Origin of the sequence: Veillonella absiana (assembly GCF_032970865.1) — a bacterium.
In the GTDB taxonomy this organism is placed as follows: domain Bacteria; phylum Bacillota; class Negativicutes; order Veillonellales; family Veillonellaceae; genus Veillonella; species Veillonella absiana.
Genome location: NZ_JAWJZB010000001.1, coordinates 61,372 through 79,909, shown reverse-complemented (window position 1 = coordinate 79,909; position 18,538 = coordinate 61,372). Strand labels below are relative to the sequence as shown.

Sequence of the window (18,538 nt, the reverse complement as noted above, 5' to 3'; positions counted from 1 at the left end):
GTTTGAGTTTGAGAGTAGTGTAATTCTGTAAATCTCCAAAACATCAGGTCTAAAGATAGAAGAGTGAGGTGTGTTTGAGAGTAGTGTAATTCTGTAAATCTCCAAAACATGCGTTCATCACCTATCCGCGTCAAAATGGTTTGAGAGTAGTGTAATTCTGTAAATCTCCAAAACTTTCCCATATGTGTCCATTGCGATATCACCGTTTGAGAGTAGTGTAATTCTGTAAATCTCCAAAACCATTTACGATGTTGAAGAAACAATTAATATGTTTGAGAGTAGTGTAATTCTGTAAATCTCCAAAACTGTTGACTTTGGATATAGTGGCCATAACCAGTTTGAGAGTAGTGTAATTCTGTAAATCTCCAAAACAACTTGAATAAGAAAGAAGATGCGGAAGTGGTTTGAGAGTAGTGTAATTCTGTAAATCTCCAAAACATCAAGTGTTACGGGGCATCAAGTCGGAACGTTTGAGAGTAGTGTAATTCTGTAAATCTCCAAAACGCTGTATGTGCAGATGCATCCGTATTATGAGTTTGAGAGTAGTGTAATTCTGTAAATCTCCAAAACTATCGCAATGGACACATATGGGAAAATTAAGTTTGAGAGTAGTGTAATTCTGTAAATCTCCAAAACAATTTGTTGAAACGGCTACAATACAAAATAGTTTGAGAGTAGTGTAATTCTGTAAATCTCCAAAACCTTAATTGTCGCATCCAAGTCAACCTTGTCGTTTGAGAGTAGTGTAATTCTGTAAATCTCCAAAACAGGATAGTAATATTGTATATTCAAGCTTTGGTTTGAGAGTAGTGTAATTCTGTAAATCTCCAAAACTACTACAGCGTAGGAGACCAACTACAGTGCGTTTGAGAGTAGTGTAATTCTGTAAATCTCCAAAACAGAACGGTTCGAACAAAAGCCAGCCGAACGCGTTTGAGAGTAGTGTAATTCTGTAAATCTCCAAAACATCAAGTGTTACAGGACATCAATTAGGAACGTTTGAGAGTAGTGTAATTCTGTAAATCTCCAAAACCGATATCCTGCACAGCCGAGCCTGGACTAGGTTTGAGAGTAGTGTAATTCTGTAAATCTCCAAAACTTGTGATTGTCTTGAACATTTGCATTCCTCGTTTGAGAGTAGTGTAATTCTGTAAATCTCCAAAACTGCTATAATCTCATTCATTTAATCACCTCTGTTTGAGAGTAGTGTAATTCTGTAAATCTCCAAAACTTCCCCTGTGATGTCCTTGTATTCATCTGCGTTTGAGAGTAGTGTAATTCTGTAAATCTCCAAAACCAAGTGGCAAGCAAATGGCTGATATGATGTGTTTGAGAGTAGTGTAATTCTGTAAATCTCCAAAACCACTGCTCGACTAAATCCGATATACCGTCAGTTTGAGAGTAGTGTAATTCTGTAAATCTCCAAAACAGAGACGAATTAGAACGAATACAAACCATTGTTTGAGAGTAGTGTAATTCTGTAAATCTCCAAAACAGATTTACGCTCATAATGACCCCCTATTTAGTTTGAGAGTAGTGTAATTCTGTAAATCTCCAAAACCTTCTAGCCACCACGTACCTCCTAGTCTCTGTTTGAGAGTAGTGTAATTCTGTAAATCTCCAAAACTATGAAAGATACTAGTAGCAAGACAAATAAGGTTTGAGAGTAGTGTAATTCTGTAAATCTCCAAAACCAAATCGTATTCATAGCCGAGAGACGCGTGGTTTGAGAGTAGTGTAATTCTGTAAATCTCCAAAACAAGGGCCTCGATTAATTGCCCTGCTGTACGGTTTGAGAGTAGTGTAATTCTGTAAATCTCCAAAACAGATTTACGCTCATAATGACCCCCTATTTAGTTTGAGAGTAGTGTAATTCTGTAAATCTCCAAAACCTTCTAGCCACCACGTACCTCCTAGTCTCTGTTTGAGAGTAGTGTAATTCTGTAAATCTCCAAAACTTAAAGCTTCGTGATGATGAGTTTTTTAAAGTTTGAGAGTAGTGTAATTCTGTAAATCTCCAAAACTATGAAAGATACTAGTAGCAAGACAAATAAGGTTTGAGAGTAGTGTAATTCTGTAAATCTCCAAAACTGCTTCTAGTTTTATACCACTCTTTAGAGTGTTTGAGAGTAGTGTAATTCTGTAAATCTCCAAAACCCATGGGCGAATCTGTTAGATACAGTCAATGTTTGAGAGTAGTGTAATTCTGTAAATCTCCAAAACTTAAGCGAACGTTTAGACGCAATAGAGGAGGTTTGAGAGTAGTGTAATTCTGTAAATCTCCAAAACATTCACATTAATAACTCGACTACGCTACGCGTTTGAGAGTAGTGTAATTCTGTAAATCTCCAAAACTGCTTCTAGTTTTATACCACTCTTTAGAGTGTTTGAGAGTAGTGTAATTCTGTAAATCTCCAAAACACCACTTTTTGTAGTGCGTTGTTCTGACCAGTTTGAGAGTAGTGTAATTCTGTAAATCTCCAAAACTGCTTCTAGTTTTATACCACTCTTTAGAGTGTTTGAGAGTAGTGTAATTCTGTAAATCTCCAAAACTGATGGCCAGTATAAAATTACTCGGGTATAGTTTGAGAGTAGTGTAATTCTGTAAATCTCCAAAACCAATAGGCTCAATCATATTATCGACAATTGAGTTTGAGAGTAGTGTAATTCTGTAAATCTCCAAAACCGTTGTGCTACAATTCCACCGTACCCTAAAGTTTGAGAGTAGTGTAATTCTGTAAATCTCCAAAACGATACGGTTGCCTCTGCGGGTAGTTATTACGTTTGAGAGTAGTGTAATTCTGTAAATCTCCAAAACCACCGCTCGACTAAATCAGATATGCTGTCAGTTTGAGAGTAGTGTAATTCTGTAAATCTCCAAAACTCAACCCAGCGAGCCAAACATTTGCGGAGTCGTTTGAGAGTAGTGTAATTCTGTAAATCTCCAAAACATATGCTCATGGATAACTCCGGCATGTGAAGTTTGAGAGTAGTGTAATTCTGTAAATCTCCAAAACATTGCTAATACTTACCGCTCTTTTTTATTCGTTTGAGAGTAGTGTAATTCTGTAAATCTCCAAAACTAATGGTATTATATGAAAGCACAGAGGGTGGTTTGAGAGTAGTGTAATTCTGTAAATCTCCAAAACGATGGAACTTGCCCTACAGAGGGGTGTATAGTTTGAGAGTAGTGTAATTCTGTAAATCTCCAAAACGTTATCATCTAAACAATGTAGGCAGTGCAAGTTTGAGAGTAGTGTAATTCTGTAAATCTCCAAAACCGACGGTGTGAATTGCACCAGCCATTCGTGCGTTTGAGAGTAGTGTAATTCTGTAAATCTCCAAAACCACACCCCTATCAGTTGTCTGAATAGAACGGTTTGAGAGTAGTGTAATTCTGTAAATCTCCAAAACTATTACATTATCAAACAATGCAACAGTGTGGTTTGAGAGTAGTGTAATTCTGTAAATCTCCAAAACAATGTAGTTGGTGGTGCAATTAACTTCCTCGTTTGAGAGTAGTGTAACTTTGTATATTGCTGAGAACTGTAAATGCATTTTTGAAAAGGAAAATAACTATATGGGTATCACCAGGGAATTCATCCAACATTTTAATTCCCCACTAGGCCCCATCACCATCGCTAGCAACGGCGATGCCCTAACAGGCCTATGGTTTGACGGACAAAAATATGATCGTGCCACATTAGGCGCAGAATATACTGAAAAAACTTGCGACGTATTGGAACAAACAAAACAGTGGCTTGAGGAATATTTTGCTGGTAAGAAACCTAAGAAATTCCCACCCATACAATTCGTAGGAACACCATTTAGACAACAAGTGTGGAATCTTCTTCTTGAAATTCCGCATGGTAAAACCGTGACCTATGGGGAAATTTCAGATATGTTGAAACAAATAGATCCAACCTCCAAAGCTTGTTCTCGTGCTATTGGTGGTGCGGTTGGTCATAATCCTATTTCCATCATCGTCCCTTGCCATCGTGTGATGGGGGCAGATGGGAAAATGACTGGTTATGCTGGTGGCGTTGACAAAAAAATAAAGCTGTTAGAATTAGAAAAATCAGGGGAAATTTAATTTGTTTGCGTTACGGAGGGGAAAACTATGATAGGTGCAATTATTGGGGATATTATTGGCTCACCATTTGAATTTAATAATTACCGCGCGAAAGATTTTGATTTCTTTGCACCAGGTTGCTATGTGACGGACGATTCTATCATGACTATCGCCATTGGTGGGGGACTCTTGGACTGCAAGGAAAAAGGTCTGCTCGCATTTGATAAATATCACCAATTGACGTGGAAACAAGAGGAAGAAATTGCCGAAATCGTTGTTAAATTCATGAAAATGATTGGCCGGCCCTATGATGATTGTGGCTATGGGTCTCATTTTTATCAATGGATGTACTCTGATGATGAAATTGGCTACAACAGCTGTGGCAATGGTTCTGCCATGCGTATCAGTTCTGTAGGCGAAATGGCGAATGACATCGGTGAGGTCAAGGTGTTATCAAGAATCGTGACAATGGTATCTCACAATCATATTGAGGGTCTCAAAGGGGCCGAAGCGACCGCTGTTGCCGTATTTATGGCGAAACATGGTGCATCTATGGACGATATCGAACGCGTCATTAATGATGAGTACTATCCAATTGGATTTACCATTGATAAACTGCGTGAAACCTACAAATTTGATGGTACCTGCCAGGGGACGGTGCCGCAGGCTCTGCAGTGCTTCTTTGAAAGTACCGACTATGTGGATTGTATCCGCAACTGCATTTCTATCGGTGGGGATAGCGATACTATAGCAGCTATAGCTGGTGGAGTAGCAGCTGCCTACTATGGGGTGCCTAGCGAATTGAAAGAAGCTACAGAAGCATGTTTAGATGAGCGCTTGCGCAAGATTTACGATGAATTCGAGCGTCGTTATCCCACTAAAGTTGTATAACTCGCTATTCGATTAAAGTAATATAACTCGATATTCAAGTAAAGTCATATACATCGAACGGTATCATACTATCAGAATATGGCGGTTACTATGTTTCTCATAGGCAAATAATCATAAACTAGAGCTTTCACCATGAATATTTTGTAAATTCTGCAATATATTCACGGTGAGAGCCCTTTTATTTTTTACTATATGGTGAAAAAGTGGTACAATAAACTGTAATTTAATACGCAAAATAAGGAGTCGCTATGAAACGAATTTCTTTACTCATAATCGCCATTGCATCGATGGCACTGCTCATGGCAGGGTGTGGACTGTTTGGTGCCGACACGGATTCCAAGAATCAGGCAAATGCTGGACAGACGGCGGTACAACAAGAGAAACCAAAGGAAAAGGTAAATCTTGTGACACCGAAGGAAGGTATACCAGTATTGATGTACCACAAGGTAGGTCCTGACAAGGACAATGATGCGGTCATTGCTGAGGATTTGTTCCGTAAACAAATGAAATTCCTCAAGGACAATGGCTATCATCCGCTCACAATGGAGCAATTATACGCGTATGTCACAAAGGGTGACAAAGTGCCAGAAAAACCAGTGGTACTCACCTTTGATGATGGTTACGCAGATACATATAGCATTGTGTATCCAGTGCTAAAAGAATATGGCTTTGCAGGCACCGTATTTATCAATCCTGGTGATATCGGAACACGATTGACATGGGATCAAGTACGGGAAATGAAAAAGGGCTGTATGACTATCGCAAATCATGGATTTAACCATGTGGAAATGGGGCAACTGTCAGAACAAGAACAATATGAAAATATCAAGAAGGGCCAAGACGCATTAGCAAAAGAGGTCGGCATTGATAACAACATGTGGTTCTGTTTCCCTTATGGTGATACAAACGAATATTCTCAAGCGGCTGCCAAGAAGGCGGGCATCAAAATGGCTATGATGATGAAATCTGGCTGGGCTCACGAAGGTGACAATCCGTACAATATTTTACGCGTTTGGGTTGGCAATGCCGTAGACCTACAGCATTTTGAAGAACGCTTGAACACAATGCATTACAGCGATATTTAAGAGGTTATTATGAAATCATTTTTCAGCAAGTTTTGGGTCAAGTTTATCTTGCTCATGTTTATATTTACAGCCGTGTCTGCACCGTTCGTGGTGTTGTTTGGACCTTTCAACAATGTAAAACGTGCCGTTATCGGTGCGGTGTTGCAATCTCGTCATCCGCACTATATTACGTGGTTGTTCAATGATGAGCAATTGCAAAAAATCCTAGGAACGGTAGGGGTTGTTAAAAGCCAAGAATTATTTAAATTTGAAGCTAAAGAGGACGCTTCTCTCAATTTGCAAAAAATTGAGTCTGCTCGTTACGTGGGTTACATTCTTGAAATTCCGAATCCAAAACGTATTCAAGTGGCCACAGCTGCTAACATTCAAGAAAAAGGCGATACTACAAGTAACATCGCTAAAATGAATGATGGGGTAGCAGCTATCAATGGTGGTGGTTTCCATGATCCAAACGGTACTGGTACAGGACGTTTGCCATATGGTTTCATCTTGCATGATGGGGAATACATCATCGGCAAGGACGTTGGCCCTGACGAAGACGTTGATTTTGTTGGTTTCTCTAAATCTGGTAACTTGATTGCCGGTAACTACGATAAAACTGAATTGAAAGATATGGATGCATCTGAAGGGATTACCTTTGGACCTCCATTGATTGTGAATGGTGAAAAAATGATTACTGACGGTGACGGCGGTTGGGGCGTAGGCCCTCGTACTGCGATTGGTCAACGCAAGGATGGTACAGTATTGTTCCTTGTTATCGACGGTCGTCAACCGGGCTATTCCATCGGGGCCACATTGCGGGATGTACAAGATATCTTGTATGAAAAAGGTGCGTACATTGCGGCGAACCTCGATGGTGGTTCTAGTACAACATTGTATTTAAATGGCAAGGTGGTTAATAAACCAGCCGATTTACTGGGTGAACGCATGATTCCAACTGCGTTTATCGTGAAATAGGAGGACTCATGAAACCTATCACAAAGGTAATGACTGCTTTTACCCTAGGCATCTTGCTACAAGGCGGTATTTACTATTATTTAGATCAATATATGTTTGCACCAACTACGGATTTTAGTGTGGCTGGTGAAAGTCAAAAAGCAGACGACAATTTCCCTGACATCAAAGAAGGTAATAAATACTTCTCCTACGACCGTAAATATATGGCGGTGGTAACAGAAAAATCTATTCGTATTTACACATCTGGCAAGGATACTCCTGCTGAAATTGACCTCAAAGGTCGTTCCGTTAGCTATTTTGACTGGATGCCTGATCGTAACCTTGCCATCATGGGCCTCTATGGTGGACCTAAGGATCAAGTTATCATGGCCCGTCTCAATGCTGATGACCCAGACCATGAAGTAGATACTGAGCTCGAGGATGTTCCAGAAGGAAGTAAAATCGTTGATGTAGCTTATTCAGAGGCGACAAACGTGGTGTACATGAAGGTGAAAGTCGCGGAAAGTACATATCGTATTTACCGTACTGATGCCAATTATGATACACGTCGTGTGTACATGCAGGCCTCCAACATTGGCCGTATCGCTGTCTTCTATGACGAAGATAAATTCTTCTACGACAATGTTCGTACTGGCGACGTATTTATGTTCGACGGTACAGAAGGTGGTTGGCGTGTTATCAATCCATCCGGCCGTTACCGCTTGATTGGCGTAGATAATAAACAAAATATCTACATTGCTCGCGTTGACGAGGATGATAACGCACTGGCGGTCTACGAAGGTAAATTGGGTGTAGGATTTAAACCTGTGTACAAATATAATAACCCTATCACATTGTCCGAGGTGACAATGGATGAGGTGAAAGATATCATGGCTAATGGTTCTGATACGGCCACAAAAATCACTGATGAAAGAGAAGATACTGCTGGCAAATCTAAATCGGATAGCAAATCGAATAGTAAGTCTGACAGTAAATCAAACTCTGATAGTAAATCTGATTCAGATAAGAAAACTCGTTAAACGTATGTGCAAGAATGTATTGATTCCCTCTTGAGTCAATGCAACGGAACTGCGTTTGCCGAGAGGGGGACCATGGCATAGAGGTATTAGCAACGAGCCTTGGTAAATATTTTAGATAGAAAGCTCAACCTATGAATATATTATTTGTAAGAATGAGCTACATTGGAGATATATTGCATGCGACACCAGCAGCAAGATGGATTAAGGAGCACTATCCGGAGGCCAAGTTGCACTGGATTGTTACACCAACTATGGCGGAGATTCTCCGTCATAATCCATATGTAGACGAAATCATCGAGTGGGAACGTGATGCGTACGAAGCCCATTCTAAAAAAATACATATTCCGACGATGTGGCGCATGTGGTGGGAACTAAGAGAGAAAATCAAACCTTATAAATTTGATGTCGCTGTAGATGTACAGGGACGTCTCATCACCGGACTTGTTCTCTTGGCTTCTGGCGCACCCATCCGTTTAGGACTAGGCGGCACGAAGGAATTGAATTGGCTATTTACCAATTTTAAATCTGAGGCGAACCAGGATCATGTTATTAAACGCTATTTGCAAGTGGCTCAACTATTGCCAAAGGCATTAGAGAAACATGGTTTTTCAGCAGTATCTTTAGGTGTATCACAATCGGATGGTATAGATCTTCAGATGGTATTGAACCTGTCCGAATCGGAAATCGCTTGGGCGCAAGCCGAGGTGGATACATATTTTAATAAATTGGTACATGACTCTAAAATACCGTCTCTGGAGGGCACTACCCCAACTACTCAAACACAATCAAGACGGGCTCGTATCGCTATTGTGCCAGGTGCCTCTTGGGCGAGCAAAGAATGGCCTATTTACCACTGGACATCATTAGTGAGGGCACTTTCACCGGAGATGGACATTGTGTATGTTGGGGGGCCAAAGGAGGCACGAGAATTTAGTCCTCAATTACCTCAAGGTGAGCATGTGTATGACATGATGGGGAAAACCACAATTCGCGAGAGTGCAGCCCTTATCAAGGCTTGTGATATCGTGGTTAGTGGAGATACGGGATCTTTGTATATGGCCACAGCTGAGATGGTCCCTAGTGTATCCTTATTTGGCCCTACAAAACCACAACAATGGGGGCCTATTACTGGCTCTTATCATGTATTGCAGCAATCTGATATGGATTGTTTAGGTTGCCGAAAACGGAAATGTCCTAAAGGGCATCATAACTGTATGAATGAATTAACACCAGAACGTGTGGCTCAGGTTATACGAGAGTTAGTAACTCGGACGATATAAGCATATAGAATCTGTCTGTATAACAGAGGTTACAGAGGATATAGGAGGTATGGGTATGGCAAAATTTAAGATTCAAAAAGGGTTAACCGATGCGGATATGATGAAGAATTTCAAAGAAGAAGTAAGCTTTGAGAATACCATGCTTACACGTGAAGCAGAGGCAAAGAAAACCGTTATTCATAAAGGCAATAGCCAAGATGAATTCTACCGCGAGTTTTTAACGGAAAAGGTGGAAACTCAAATTGGTAAGATGCTTCTAGATATTAAAATGGAGTATTTTAAAGAAGGAGAAGGGGCGTTTTCCATTCAAGTAAAGCGAGATGGCAAGAATATCGTTCTTGAAACGGCTCCTAAAAAAGTAAAATAAGATAGACTATCAATTGCTATGTGAAAATTACTCCACTAATTTTTTAGTGGAGTAATTTTTATAGTGTCATAGGATGCTAATAATATTGGAAATAAAATCATAAAAACGAAAATTTATGCATTCATATATCCTGGATTAACTCATCAATAAAATTTATATATAAATCAAAGAAATTTGGGAGAATATCGAGAGTTTTAGTAGATAAAATAAGGATTATTAAGAATAATTATTTTCTTTCAAAAAAATGGATTTTCAATATAATATTTATTTCTATAGCATGAGTCAAACGATTGGCTCTCACAAGTTGAGTAAATAACAATGTTTTTAGGGTGGACATAAAAATATCCCATAAAAAATAGCCCTGTAATTCCCGTTTTGATGAGTAATTTGCATAGGTACATTGTTGACAAAGAAATCTGACTGTAGTCTAATATAAGTATGTTCTAACGGTATCATTCCTATGAAATCTTATGGATGTATGTAGAATTCGTATCGTTAAATAATAGGTATGAGGTATCTGATTGTAGATTGTATAAAGTTACACATAAATCAGATGACTTGAAGTGGAGGAAAAGTTATGGCTCAAAAAGTAAGACTAGTGGAAACCGTTCTTCGTGACGGACATCAATCTCTATTGGCAACTCGTATGCGTATTGGTCAAATGTTGCCTGTATTAGGTCAATTAGATGACATCGGTTATGAAGCTCTTGAATGTTGGGGCGGCGCAACTTATGATAGCTGTCTTCGTTTCTTGAACGAAGATCCATGGGAACGTCTTCGCACATTAAAAGCTAACGTAAAAAATACACCACTACAAATGTTGCTTCGTGGTCAAAACTTACTTGGTTACAAACATTACGCTGATGATGTGGTAGAAGCATTCTGTAAAGCAGCAGTTAAAAACGGTATCGACCGTATCCGTATTTTCGATGCGTTGAATGATCCTCGTAATATGGAAGCCGCTATTAAATACTCCAAAGCAGCTGGTGCTCATGTACAATCCGCTATGGTTTACACTATCAGCCCTGTACACACTGATGAAAGCTTCTTGAAAGTTGCTGAAACTTTGGTAGAAATGGGTACAGATTCTCTTTGCATTAAAGATATGTCTGGTCTATTATCTCCTTACGATGCATTCTCCTTGGTATCCACATTCAAAAAACGTTTTGGCGATAACTTGGATATCGACTTACATAGCCATTTCACATGCGGTTTAGCTAGTGCTACATATTTGAAAGCTGTTGAAGCAGGTTGCGATATCATCGATACTGCTATCAGCCCATTCGCTCATGCAACTAGCCAACCAGCTACTGAAACTATGATTGAAATGTTCAAAGGTACTGAATACGATCTTGGTCTTGACCTTGATAAATTCATTCCATTAGTTGAACACTTCCGCAAAGTTAAAACTGAAATTGCTGAAGAATTTAACTTGAAACCAGCTTCTGACGTAATTCCAGCAGTTCGTCGCTACCAAATCCCTGGCGGAATGTTGTCTAATACTCAAAACCAATTGAATGAAATGGGTATGGGCGATCGTTTCTTCGACGTAATGGACGAAATGCCTCGCGTACGCGAAGACTTGGGCTTCCCTCCATTGGTAACTCCAACATCCCAGATCGTTGGTACAATGGCTATGATGAACGTTATGATGGGCGACCGTTACAAAATGGTTCCTAACGAAGTTAAAGACCTTGTTCGTGGTAAATACGGTAAATTGCCTGGTACAGTTTCTGAAGAAACTCGCAGAACAATCATCGAAGATGAAGAACCTATCACTTGTCGTCCAGCTGACCAAATCGCTCCTGAATTGGAAGGCTACCGTGCAGACCTTGCTTCCAAAGGTTACAATGGCATCACTGATGAAGACGTATTAACTTATGCTATGTTCCCAGAAGTAGCAGTTAACTTCTTCGATGCTAACCGTAAATAATTTTTAATCCTTTGTATTCTATACGATGGATTGAATAACCTCATATATGAGTGTGAAAGCACCACAGCTTGCTGTGGTGCTTTTTATACTATTGATAGTAGTATATAATTGCTCTATGCGGCCGATATAGTAGGTGTTTTTTGAAAATCAGTATATACTTAGTTTAGGGTTAGTATAAGTTTACCTAGATAACTTGCTAATTGCGATATAAATAGCTTAAACTATAATGTATACTGATTAAATAATTATATGAGGTAACAAGCGTTTGAAACTACAAGGTCGTATATGGATATTAAACATTGTAATGTTTGTCGTTCCTATTCTGATTGCGTTGGTGCTGTTATTATCCTATTTTTTGGGGTTAAAATTATTAGCTAATGCAGGATTTTATTATCGAATAGAAACAGAGCGGACATTGAAAGTAGTGACACGGGTACTAGAACCATTGACGTTTTATGGTTTGGAGAATCGTGATGCACAGTATATTGTTGATTATTCATATGGTCTATTTGACCCAAAAGAAGTATATATAGAAGTCCTTGATAAAGGACGCGTAATCTATCGCTATGGTGATCCTGGGATTTATAATTCATCAGCCATTGTGGGCTTATTAGATGTAAACCCAGAGTTGGTTGGTATTATGTATCAATCTAATGAAACCAATGTGTACGAAGGCCGACGTAGGACCGACAATCACAATTACGTATATATTTTCTCTGCTAAAGAGAGTATTGGCGGTAATAATGACTTGTTAGAATCAGTGTCTGTGTATATCATGATAGTAGCATTATTGGTATTGCTATTGTCGTTTTATTTGTTGAACTCTTTTGTGACAAAGTTCTTGATGATTCATGTTAAGAGTATGACTAAGTCCTTAGAGACTGCTAATAAGTCTTTAGAAACGGCCAATGAATCTTTAGAATCAGCCTATATATCGTTAGAGGAAGCTAATCATCAAATTGAAATTGAACAAGAACAACAAAAAGAGTTATTAGCAGGCATTTCTCATGATATACGAACTCCGTTGACGGCTATTAAGGCTTATGCGGAAGGTGTTAGAGACGGTATAGCTCCAACAGATGAACAACGTAGTCGATATATGGAAATTATTCTAAAACGTGCTAATGATTTAGAATCCATGTTAGAGGAGTTATTCCTCATTACGACTGCGGAGTACAAGGAAGAGTCTAGACCAAAACAAAAAATTGATTTAGGTCGCTTTGTTCAAGTTTTCTGTGAGGAAAATGCACCACACTATAAGACGCGAGGGATTGAAATAGAAGTAAATGCCGAAAAGGATGCTTTCATTAAAGTAAATCCACAATTATTGCAGCGTGTTATTCAGAATGTGTTGAACAATAGTGCTAAATATAAAACAGCTGACATCGGACATTGTGTCATTGATGTAGCTCGAAAGAACGATAGAATCGTGTGTATGTTAAGTGATGATGGACCAGGGGTTCCGCCAGAATCGTTAGAACGATTGATGAGACCATTTTATCGAGTGGATCCATCAAGAACGAATTCTCAAAAGGGGAGTGGGTTAGGCCTATCCATTATTCGTAGAATTATGGATGTATCTGACGGAGATGTAGCAATTGAGAACGTCAAACCCCATGGGTTGAGAATTATACTGGAATTTCCAATGGGAAAGGTAGACTAATGAGTGAACACATTTTAATTATTGAAGATGATTTGGATGTTGCGAATATTGAACGCGACTATTTAATGGTTGCTGGTTATGATGTAACAGTAGTAAATACTGGTGAAGAAGGCGTTCGTGCAGCTACAGAAGAACCAGTAGATTTGATTATTCTTGATGTTATGCTGCCAGGGATGGATGGATTTGAAGTATGTCGTCAAATCCGTGACAAAGTTATGGTGCCTATCGTGATGGTAACAGCAAAACTTGATGACATCGATAAAATTCGTGGCTTGGGTTTAGGTGCCGATGATTATATCGAGAAACCATTCTCTCCAAGTGTATTGATTGCAAAAATCAAAGCGATGTTGTCACAATACAAACGTTTAACGAATCGTGAAACTATGAATACGAATGCGATTCAAATTGACGAAATTCGTCTTGATCCCAAAATGATGAAAGTTTGGATTGGCGAAAGAGACGTACATTTGAAAAAGAAAGAATTCCAATTGCTTGAATTCTTGATGCGCAACAAAGATATTGTATTCAGTAAAGAAGAATTATATGCACGTGTATGGGGCATTGAATCCTATGGTGATTATGCAACAGTAGCCGTACATATTAACCGCCTACGTGAAGAAGTGGAAGCAAATCCTTCTGATTGCAAACATATCGTCACTGTATGGGGCGTGGGTTATAAATTTGTATAATTTATAGAATTATCTAGAAACCCAGGTGGGACAATCATTATACCGCTACTTATTATGATTATATATATATATAATGTACGATTTATAAGATTTTTAAAGTTTAGAATTAATAATTTAAGTTATCGCGGTATACTATAAGTGTTGTAAGGTATATTACTGGATTAAGAAAAAGTGTACACTAAAACTTCTCTCTCTTAACAAGTTCTCTCTCTCTTTTTCTTATGAAAGGCTCTCTCTCAACATATCCTTACGCTCTCAAACTATATGCATAAAGGCCGTTCACAGTGTGGTGAGCGGCCTTTATGTATTTCACATTGTTTTCATGAAGAAGAACTATATTTCATGTATCAACAGTTGGGTTAACAAGCTAGGTGTTATATTGTAACAGATTATAATTCCTTTAAAGGTTCTCATCTGCTGTTAACGTATAGATAAAGAGGAGTATACATATGAATAGAATTTCTTTAAAAAAAGCAATTGCAGGGGTGTGTATTGCGGCAGTGTTGGGGGTGGGTGCAGGTTGCATTTATTCTGAAATACAGTCGGGTACGCAGAATCCGCAAGTAAAAACAGAAAGTACACAACGTAAGGCGGCAAATGCCGAGTTATCTGGTGCGCGCAATACCTATGTGGTGCAAGCAGCTAAAAAATCTGGTTCCGCCGTTGTCGGCATTACCACTAAGGTGTACCAACAAGACATGTTTAATCGGGCTGTATTCGTTGGTGAAGGTGTGGGCTCTGGCGTCCTCATCGACAAGGAAGGCCATATTGTAACGAATGCCCATGTGGTGGCGGATGCCACAACAGTATCGGTGTCATTGTCTAATGGTGAAACTGTAAACGGTACGGTTATCGGCAAAGATACGTCCACCGATTTGGCGGTGGTGCAAATCAATCCGCCACCCGATATTGAACCAATCACGATCGGCGATTCTGATACATTGCAGGTAGGCGAGCCAGCTATTGCCATCGGTAATCCACTAGGGCTTGAATTCAAAGGTTCCGTAACGAGCGGCGTTATTAGTGCTTTGGCTCGTACTGTTGATGAAAGTGGCCAACGTTTCCCATTGATTCAAACGGATGCCGCTATTAACCCCGGTAACTCCGGTGGTGCCTTGCTCAATGCAGACGGTGATTTAATCGGTATTAATAGCTCGAAAATTGCCCAAGAAGGTGTAGAGGGGATGGGCTTCTCTATCCCAATCAATGAGGCGAAACCGATTATTGAATCCATCATTAAAAATGGTTATGTAATCCGTCCATACCTTGGTGTGTGGGCTATCGACAAGGAAACAGCAGCTCAAAATAATCTAGCCTTCAGCGGTAATGGCCTTGCCATCGTTCAATTAGATAGTGTTGGTCCAGCAGCTAATGCGGGACTTCGCCGTGGCGATATCATTACATTCATCAATGGCAAAGATGTGACTACATCCATGAAACTTCGTCAGGTGATGGATACATTAAAACCGGGTGATACTGTTACTATTACGGCGAAACGTAATGGACAGACATTCACTAAGGATGTGACATTGTCACAGACAAGTAAATAGTAACTGTGCGGTTATCTTGGTGAAAGCACATGCTTCACTAACGTAACTATATAAAGTGCAACAAAAACATAGCAACATAAAGTACAGGAAACAATACAGCAACAAAAAAGGCGCTCCTCGTGAGAGGGGCGCCTTTTACCGTCACCGATATTTTATTTAATGTGTTTGCTACCACGTTCTGTCATGGCTACGCCGTCATGGCATAGAGGACATTCTTCTGGTTTGTATGTTGGAACAGTAAGGTTCAATAATGCTTGTACTTTTTCGTGAGGTACGCCGAATTCTGCTTTGCCACCGGAACGATTAACTAGAAGGCCTACACCAACGATTTCGCCGCCGCTGTTGTTAACTACGTTTACAACTTCTTGTACGGAACCGCCAGTTGTAACGATGTCTTCAACGATTAATACGCGAGTGCCTGGTTCGATTTTGAAGCCACGACGAAGTGTCATAACGCCTTTTTCACGTTCTGTGAAGATAGCGCGTGTGCCAAGAGCTTTACCAACTTCGTGAGCCAATAGGATACCACCAGTCATTGGTCCAATAACGAGTTCTACATTTTGATCGCGGAAACGTTCAGCCAATTCTTGGCAAAGTTTTTCAGTGTATTTTGGATGTTGTAATACGTTGAATTTTTCTACGTACATTGGGCTGTGAAGGCCAGAAGTTAGAAGAAAGTGACCTTCTAAAATTGCTTGTGTGTCGATTAGTAATTGTTTTACTTCTTGTTCTGTCATCATTTGGATACGGTCTCCATTTCTTCAATAATTAAACGAACGGCTTCTTGTGGTTGTTCCGCTTGGGTGATTGGGCGACCCACAACGAGGAGAGAGGCACCATCTTGTAATGCGCTAGCTGGCGTAGAAATACGTTTTTGGTCATTCGTAGCAGCAAAGCTAGGGCGAATACCAGGTGTGACGATGAGGAAATCAGGGCCACAGGCTTCGCGGATGAGTTTAGCCTCTAGTGGGGACGCTACGACGCCATCAAGACCAGACTCTTTAGCTAGTTTTGCTAAACGAATCACTTGATCAGCGATTGGTAATTGACCACCTGTTGCAGACCACGCTTCGTCATCAAAGCTAGTTAATACAGTTACGCCTAATAACAACGGACGTTCTACGCCGAGTTTTTCGGAGCTTTCACGAACGGCATCGGCCGCCGCACGCATCATCACAGGGCCACCTTGGCAATGAAGGGTAATCAAATTCGCACCCAATTTTGTTAGGGAGGACACGCCATGAGCGACTGTATTAGGAATATCGTGGAGTTTTAAATCCAAGAACACGTGTTTGCCTTGCTCTTGCAAATAACGAACCGTTTGCTCACCTTCGGCATAGAATAATTCCATACCTACCTTGTAAAAGCTGACGGAATCACCGAGAGAGGACACAATTTGTTTCATTCCATCCATCGTTGATACATCAAGAGCGACAATTAATCTATCATCTGCCATGCCATAACCTCCTTGGTACATCTATATCTTAATAATTTTCACATATTTTTAGGGATACTGTCAATAATTATATGAATGAAAGCTCATAAATCAGGGTTCTAATTTTTCTGAGTTAATGTGCACAAATTTCCCCATGAGGTGACTAATAGGAGCATTTGTTTATCGAAAACGATTGATTTAGTGGTATAATTAGAGAGTGGATATCAACAGGGTGTTCGCAAAATAGAATAAAATTATGATAGAAAGGATAACTATGTTAAACTTTGCTGCTATAGATTTTGAAACAGCTAATAAATTTAAAAATAGTGCCTGTTCCTTGGCGATTGTAACCGTTGAGGATGGACAGATAGTAAAAAAGGCGTATAGCCTCATAAAACCGCCATTTATGAGTTTTGATCCAGAATGTATCGAGATTCATGGCATTCAAATGGAGGACGTGTTAAACGAGCCTACATTTGATACATTGTGGGACCGTATTTATGAAAACCATTTAAAAGGTAAAATTGTCATTGCCCATAATGCTAAATTCGATATTGGTGTATTGCGTGCTACACTCGATCATTACAAGATTCCTTGGCCAGAGCTCGATTATGCATGTACCGTGAAATTATCCCGCAAGGTGTGGCCTGATCTTGTAAATCATAGATTGAATACAATAGGGTCTTATTTGGGGGTGGAATTTAAACATCACTATGCATTAGATGATGCAGAAACATGCACTAAAATTGCCATTGAGGCAGCCAAATTGAAAGGTGCTACATCATTAGAGGATTTGCTCCGGAAAACTGGTGTACCATTAGAACCATTCATTGATGACAAAAATAGAGCAGCCCAAGAGGAATTACGTAAGCCTGCTGAACCAGAACAATTATCATTTTTCTAAAAGGAGACTCCTATGTACGGAAGAGACATACTTTCAAAAGTTGACCATACCTTATTGAAACCTGATGCTACCTGGGATGCTATCAAGGTCTTGTGCGATGAAGCCGTAGCCTATAAGGCTGCTTCTGTATGTATTCCGCCTAATTATGTTAAACGCGTGGCTGATGAATACCCTGATTTAGTGATTTGTACGGTAGTGGGATTCCCACTGGGGTATCAAACAACAGAAGTGAAATTGGCAGAAACGCGCCAAGCCTTAGCCGAAGGTGCTACCGAAATCGATATGGTTATCGATGTGACTGATGTGAAAAATGGTGATTATCGTAAGGTGACAGAGGAAATCCGTGCTTTGAAAAAGGCCTGCGGTACCCATGTTTTAAAGGTCATCGTAGAGGCGTGCTATTTAACAGAGGCCGAAAAAATAGCAATGTGCAAGGCTGTGACCGAGGCTGGTGCCGATTATATTAAAACCTCTACGGGATTTGGCACTGGTGGTACCACAATTAAAGATGTAGCCTTATTTAAGGAGCATATCGGTGCTAAGGTGAAAATCAAGGCTGCTGGCGGTATTCGTATGGTGGAAGATATGGTGGCCTATTTAGAATTAGGTTGCTCTCGTATTGGTGCAAGTGCCGCCGTAGGTCTATTGAAGAATCGTCTTGATGATATGGTGTAATAATTTGAGGGCAGATCT

15 protein-coding genes and 1 CRISPR repeat array (1 of these 16 cut by a window edge) are annotated in these 18,538 nt (G+C 39.8%); of the genes, 13 read left to right on the top strand and 2 right to left on the bottom strand.

From position 1 onward, the window contains the following. Window positions 1-3,480: direct repeats of the CRISPR family, unit length 36 nt; unit sequence GTTTGAGAGTAGTGTAATTCTGTAAATCTCCAAAAC; it reaches 919 nt to the left of the window's first position. A gap of 100 nt (window positions 3,481-3,580) precedes the next feature. The 11 genes from RVY80_RS00400 to RVY80_RS00350 all read left to right on the top strand — a co-directional run bounded on the left by RVY80_RS00400 (window position 3,581) and on the right by RVY80_RS00350 (window position 15,506). Further along, entirely contained in the window at window positions 3,581-4,093 is a 513-nt protein-coding gene (locus tag RVY80_RS00400) for a methylated-DNA--[protein]-cysteine S-methyltransferase (RefSeq protein WP_295192980.1), read from the top strand. Between the two features lie 27 nt (window positions 4,094-4,120). Further along, a complete protein-coding gene (locus RVY80_RS00395) occupies window positions 4,121-4,963 on the top strand; it encodes an ADP-ribosylglycohydrolase family protein (RefSeq protein WP_317329187.1) in 843 nt (280 codons plus the stop codon). Window positions 4,964-5,211: 248 nt separating this feature from the next. Then, window positions 5,212-6,048 carry a polysaccharide deacetylase family protein gene (locus RVY80_RS00390; protein WP_317329186.1) on the top strand — a complete coding sequence of 279 codons (837 nt, stop codon included), beginning with the start codon at window positions 5,212-5,214 and terminating at the stop codon, window positions 6,046-6,048. A gap of 9 nt (window positions 6,049-6,057) precedes the next feature. Beyond that, window positions 6,058-7,005: a phosphodiester glycosidase family protein gene (locus tag RVY80_RS00385; RefSeq protein WP_317329184.1), complete on the top strand. Its 948-nt coding sequence runs from the start codon at window positions 6,058-6,060 to the stop codon at window positions 7,003-7,005. 8 nt (window positions 7,006-7,013) lie between these two features. Then, window positions 7,014-8,024 carry a hypothetical protein gene (locus RVY80_RS00380; protein ID WP_317329183.1) on the top strand — a complete coding sequence of 337 codons (1,011 nt, stop codon included), beginning with the start codon at window positions 7,014-7,016 and terminating at the stop codon, window positions 8,022-8,024. Window positions 8,025-8,176: 152 nt separating this feature from the next. Then, window positions 8,177-9,304 (top strand): glycosyltransferase family 9 protein, encoded by a 1,128-nt coding sequence (locus RVY80_RS00375; protein WP_317329182.1) that lies wholly within the window; start codon window positions 8,177-8,179, stop codon window positions 9,302-9,304. Between the two features lie 55 nt (window positions 9,305-9,359). Next, window positions 9,360-9,671, top strand: coding sequence for a hypothetical protein (locus RVY80_RS00370; RefSeq protein WP_310746157.1), 312 nt, complete (start codon window positions 9,360-9,362; stop codon window positions 9,669-9,671). A 577-nt stretch (window positions 9,672-10,248) separates the two neighbouring features. Next, window positions 10,249-11,604 carry a pyruvate carboxylase subunit B gene (locus RVY80_RS00365; RefSeq protein WP_295190839.1) on the top strand — a complete coding sequence of 452 codons (1,356 nt, stop codon included), beginning with the start codon at window positions 10,249-10,251 and terminating at the stop codon, window positions 11,602-11,604. 265 nt (window positions 11,605-11,869) lie between these two features. Beyond that, on the top strand, window positions 11,870-13,267 hold the full coding sequence (locus RVY80_RS00360; protein WP_295190836.1) for a sensor histidine kinase: 1,398 nt from the start codon (window positions 11,870-11,872) through the stop codon (window positions 13,265-13,267). Further along, window positions 13,267-13,956, top strand: a complete 690-nt coding sequence (locus RVY80_RS00355; protein WP_317329181.1) for a response regulator transcription factor — start codon at window positions 13,267-13,269, stop codon at window positions 13,954-13,956. Before RVY80_RS00360 ends, RVY80_RS00355 begins: the two co-directional genes overlap by 1 nt. A gap of 449 nt (window positions 13,957-14,405) precedes the next feature. Continuing rightward, on the top strand, window positions 14,406-15,506 hold the full coding sequence (locus tag RVY80_RS00350) for a S1C family serine protease (RefSeq protein ID WP_317329180.1): 1,101 nt from the start codon (window positions 14,406-14,408) through the stop codon (window positions 15,504-15,506). Between the two features lie 152 nt (window positions 15,507-15,658). On the opposite strand, the gene pyrE is transcribed toward RVY80_RS00350, so the two are convergent. Both pyrE and pyrF read right to left on the bottom strand, forming a co-directional pair. Beyond that, the gene (gene pyrE, locus RVY80_RS00345; RefSeq protein ID WP_295190829.1) at window positions 15,659-16,246 is read right to left on the bottom strand and encodes an orotate phosphoribosyltransferase; all 588 of its coding nucleotides are present in this window, start codon (window positions 16,244-16,246) and stop codon (window positions 15,659-15,661) included. After that, entirely contained in the window at window positions 16,243-16,962 is a 720-nt protein-coding gene (gene pyrF / locus RVY80_RS00340; protein ID WP_317329179.1) for an orotidine-5'-phosphate decarboxylase, read from the bottom strand. Before pyrF ends, pyrE begins: the two co-directional genes overlap by 4 nt. 253 nt (window positions 16,963-17,215) lie before the next feature. On the opposite strand from pyrF, the gene RVY80_RS00335 reads away from it, so the two are divergent. Both RVY80_RS00335 and deoC read left to right on the top strand, forming a co-directional pair. Further along, on the top strand, window positions 17,216-17,845 hold the full coding sequence (locus RVY80_RS00335) for a 3'-5' exonuclease (protein WP_317329178.1): 630 nt from the start codon (window positions 17,216-17,218) through the stop codon (window positions 17,843-17,845). 12 nt (window positions 17,846-17,857) lie between these two features. Next, window positions 17,858-18,520 carry a deoxyribose-phosphate aldolase gene (gene deoC / locus RVY80_RS00330; protein ID WP_317329177.1) on the top strand — a complete coding sequence of 221 codons (663 nt, stop codon included), beginning with the start codon at window positions 17,858-17,860 and terminating at the stop codon, window positions 18,518-18,520. Window positions 18,521-18,538: the final 18 nt, after the last annotated feature.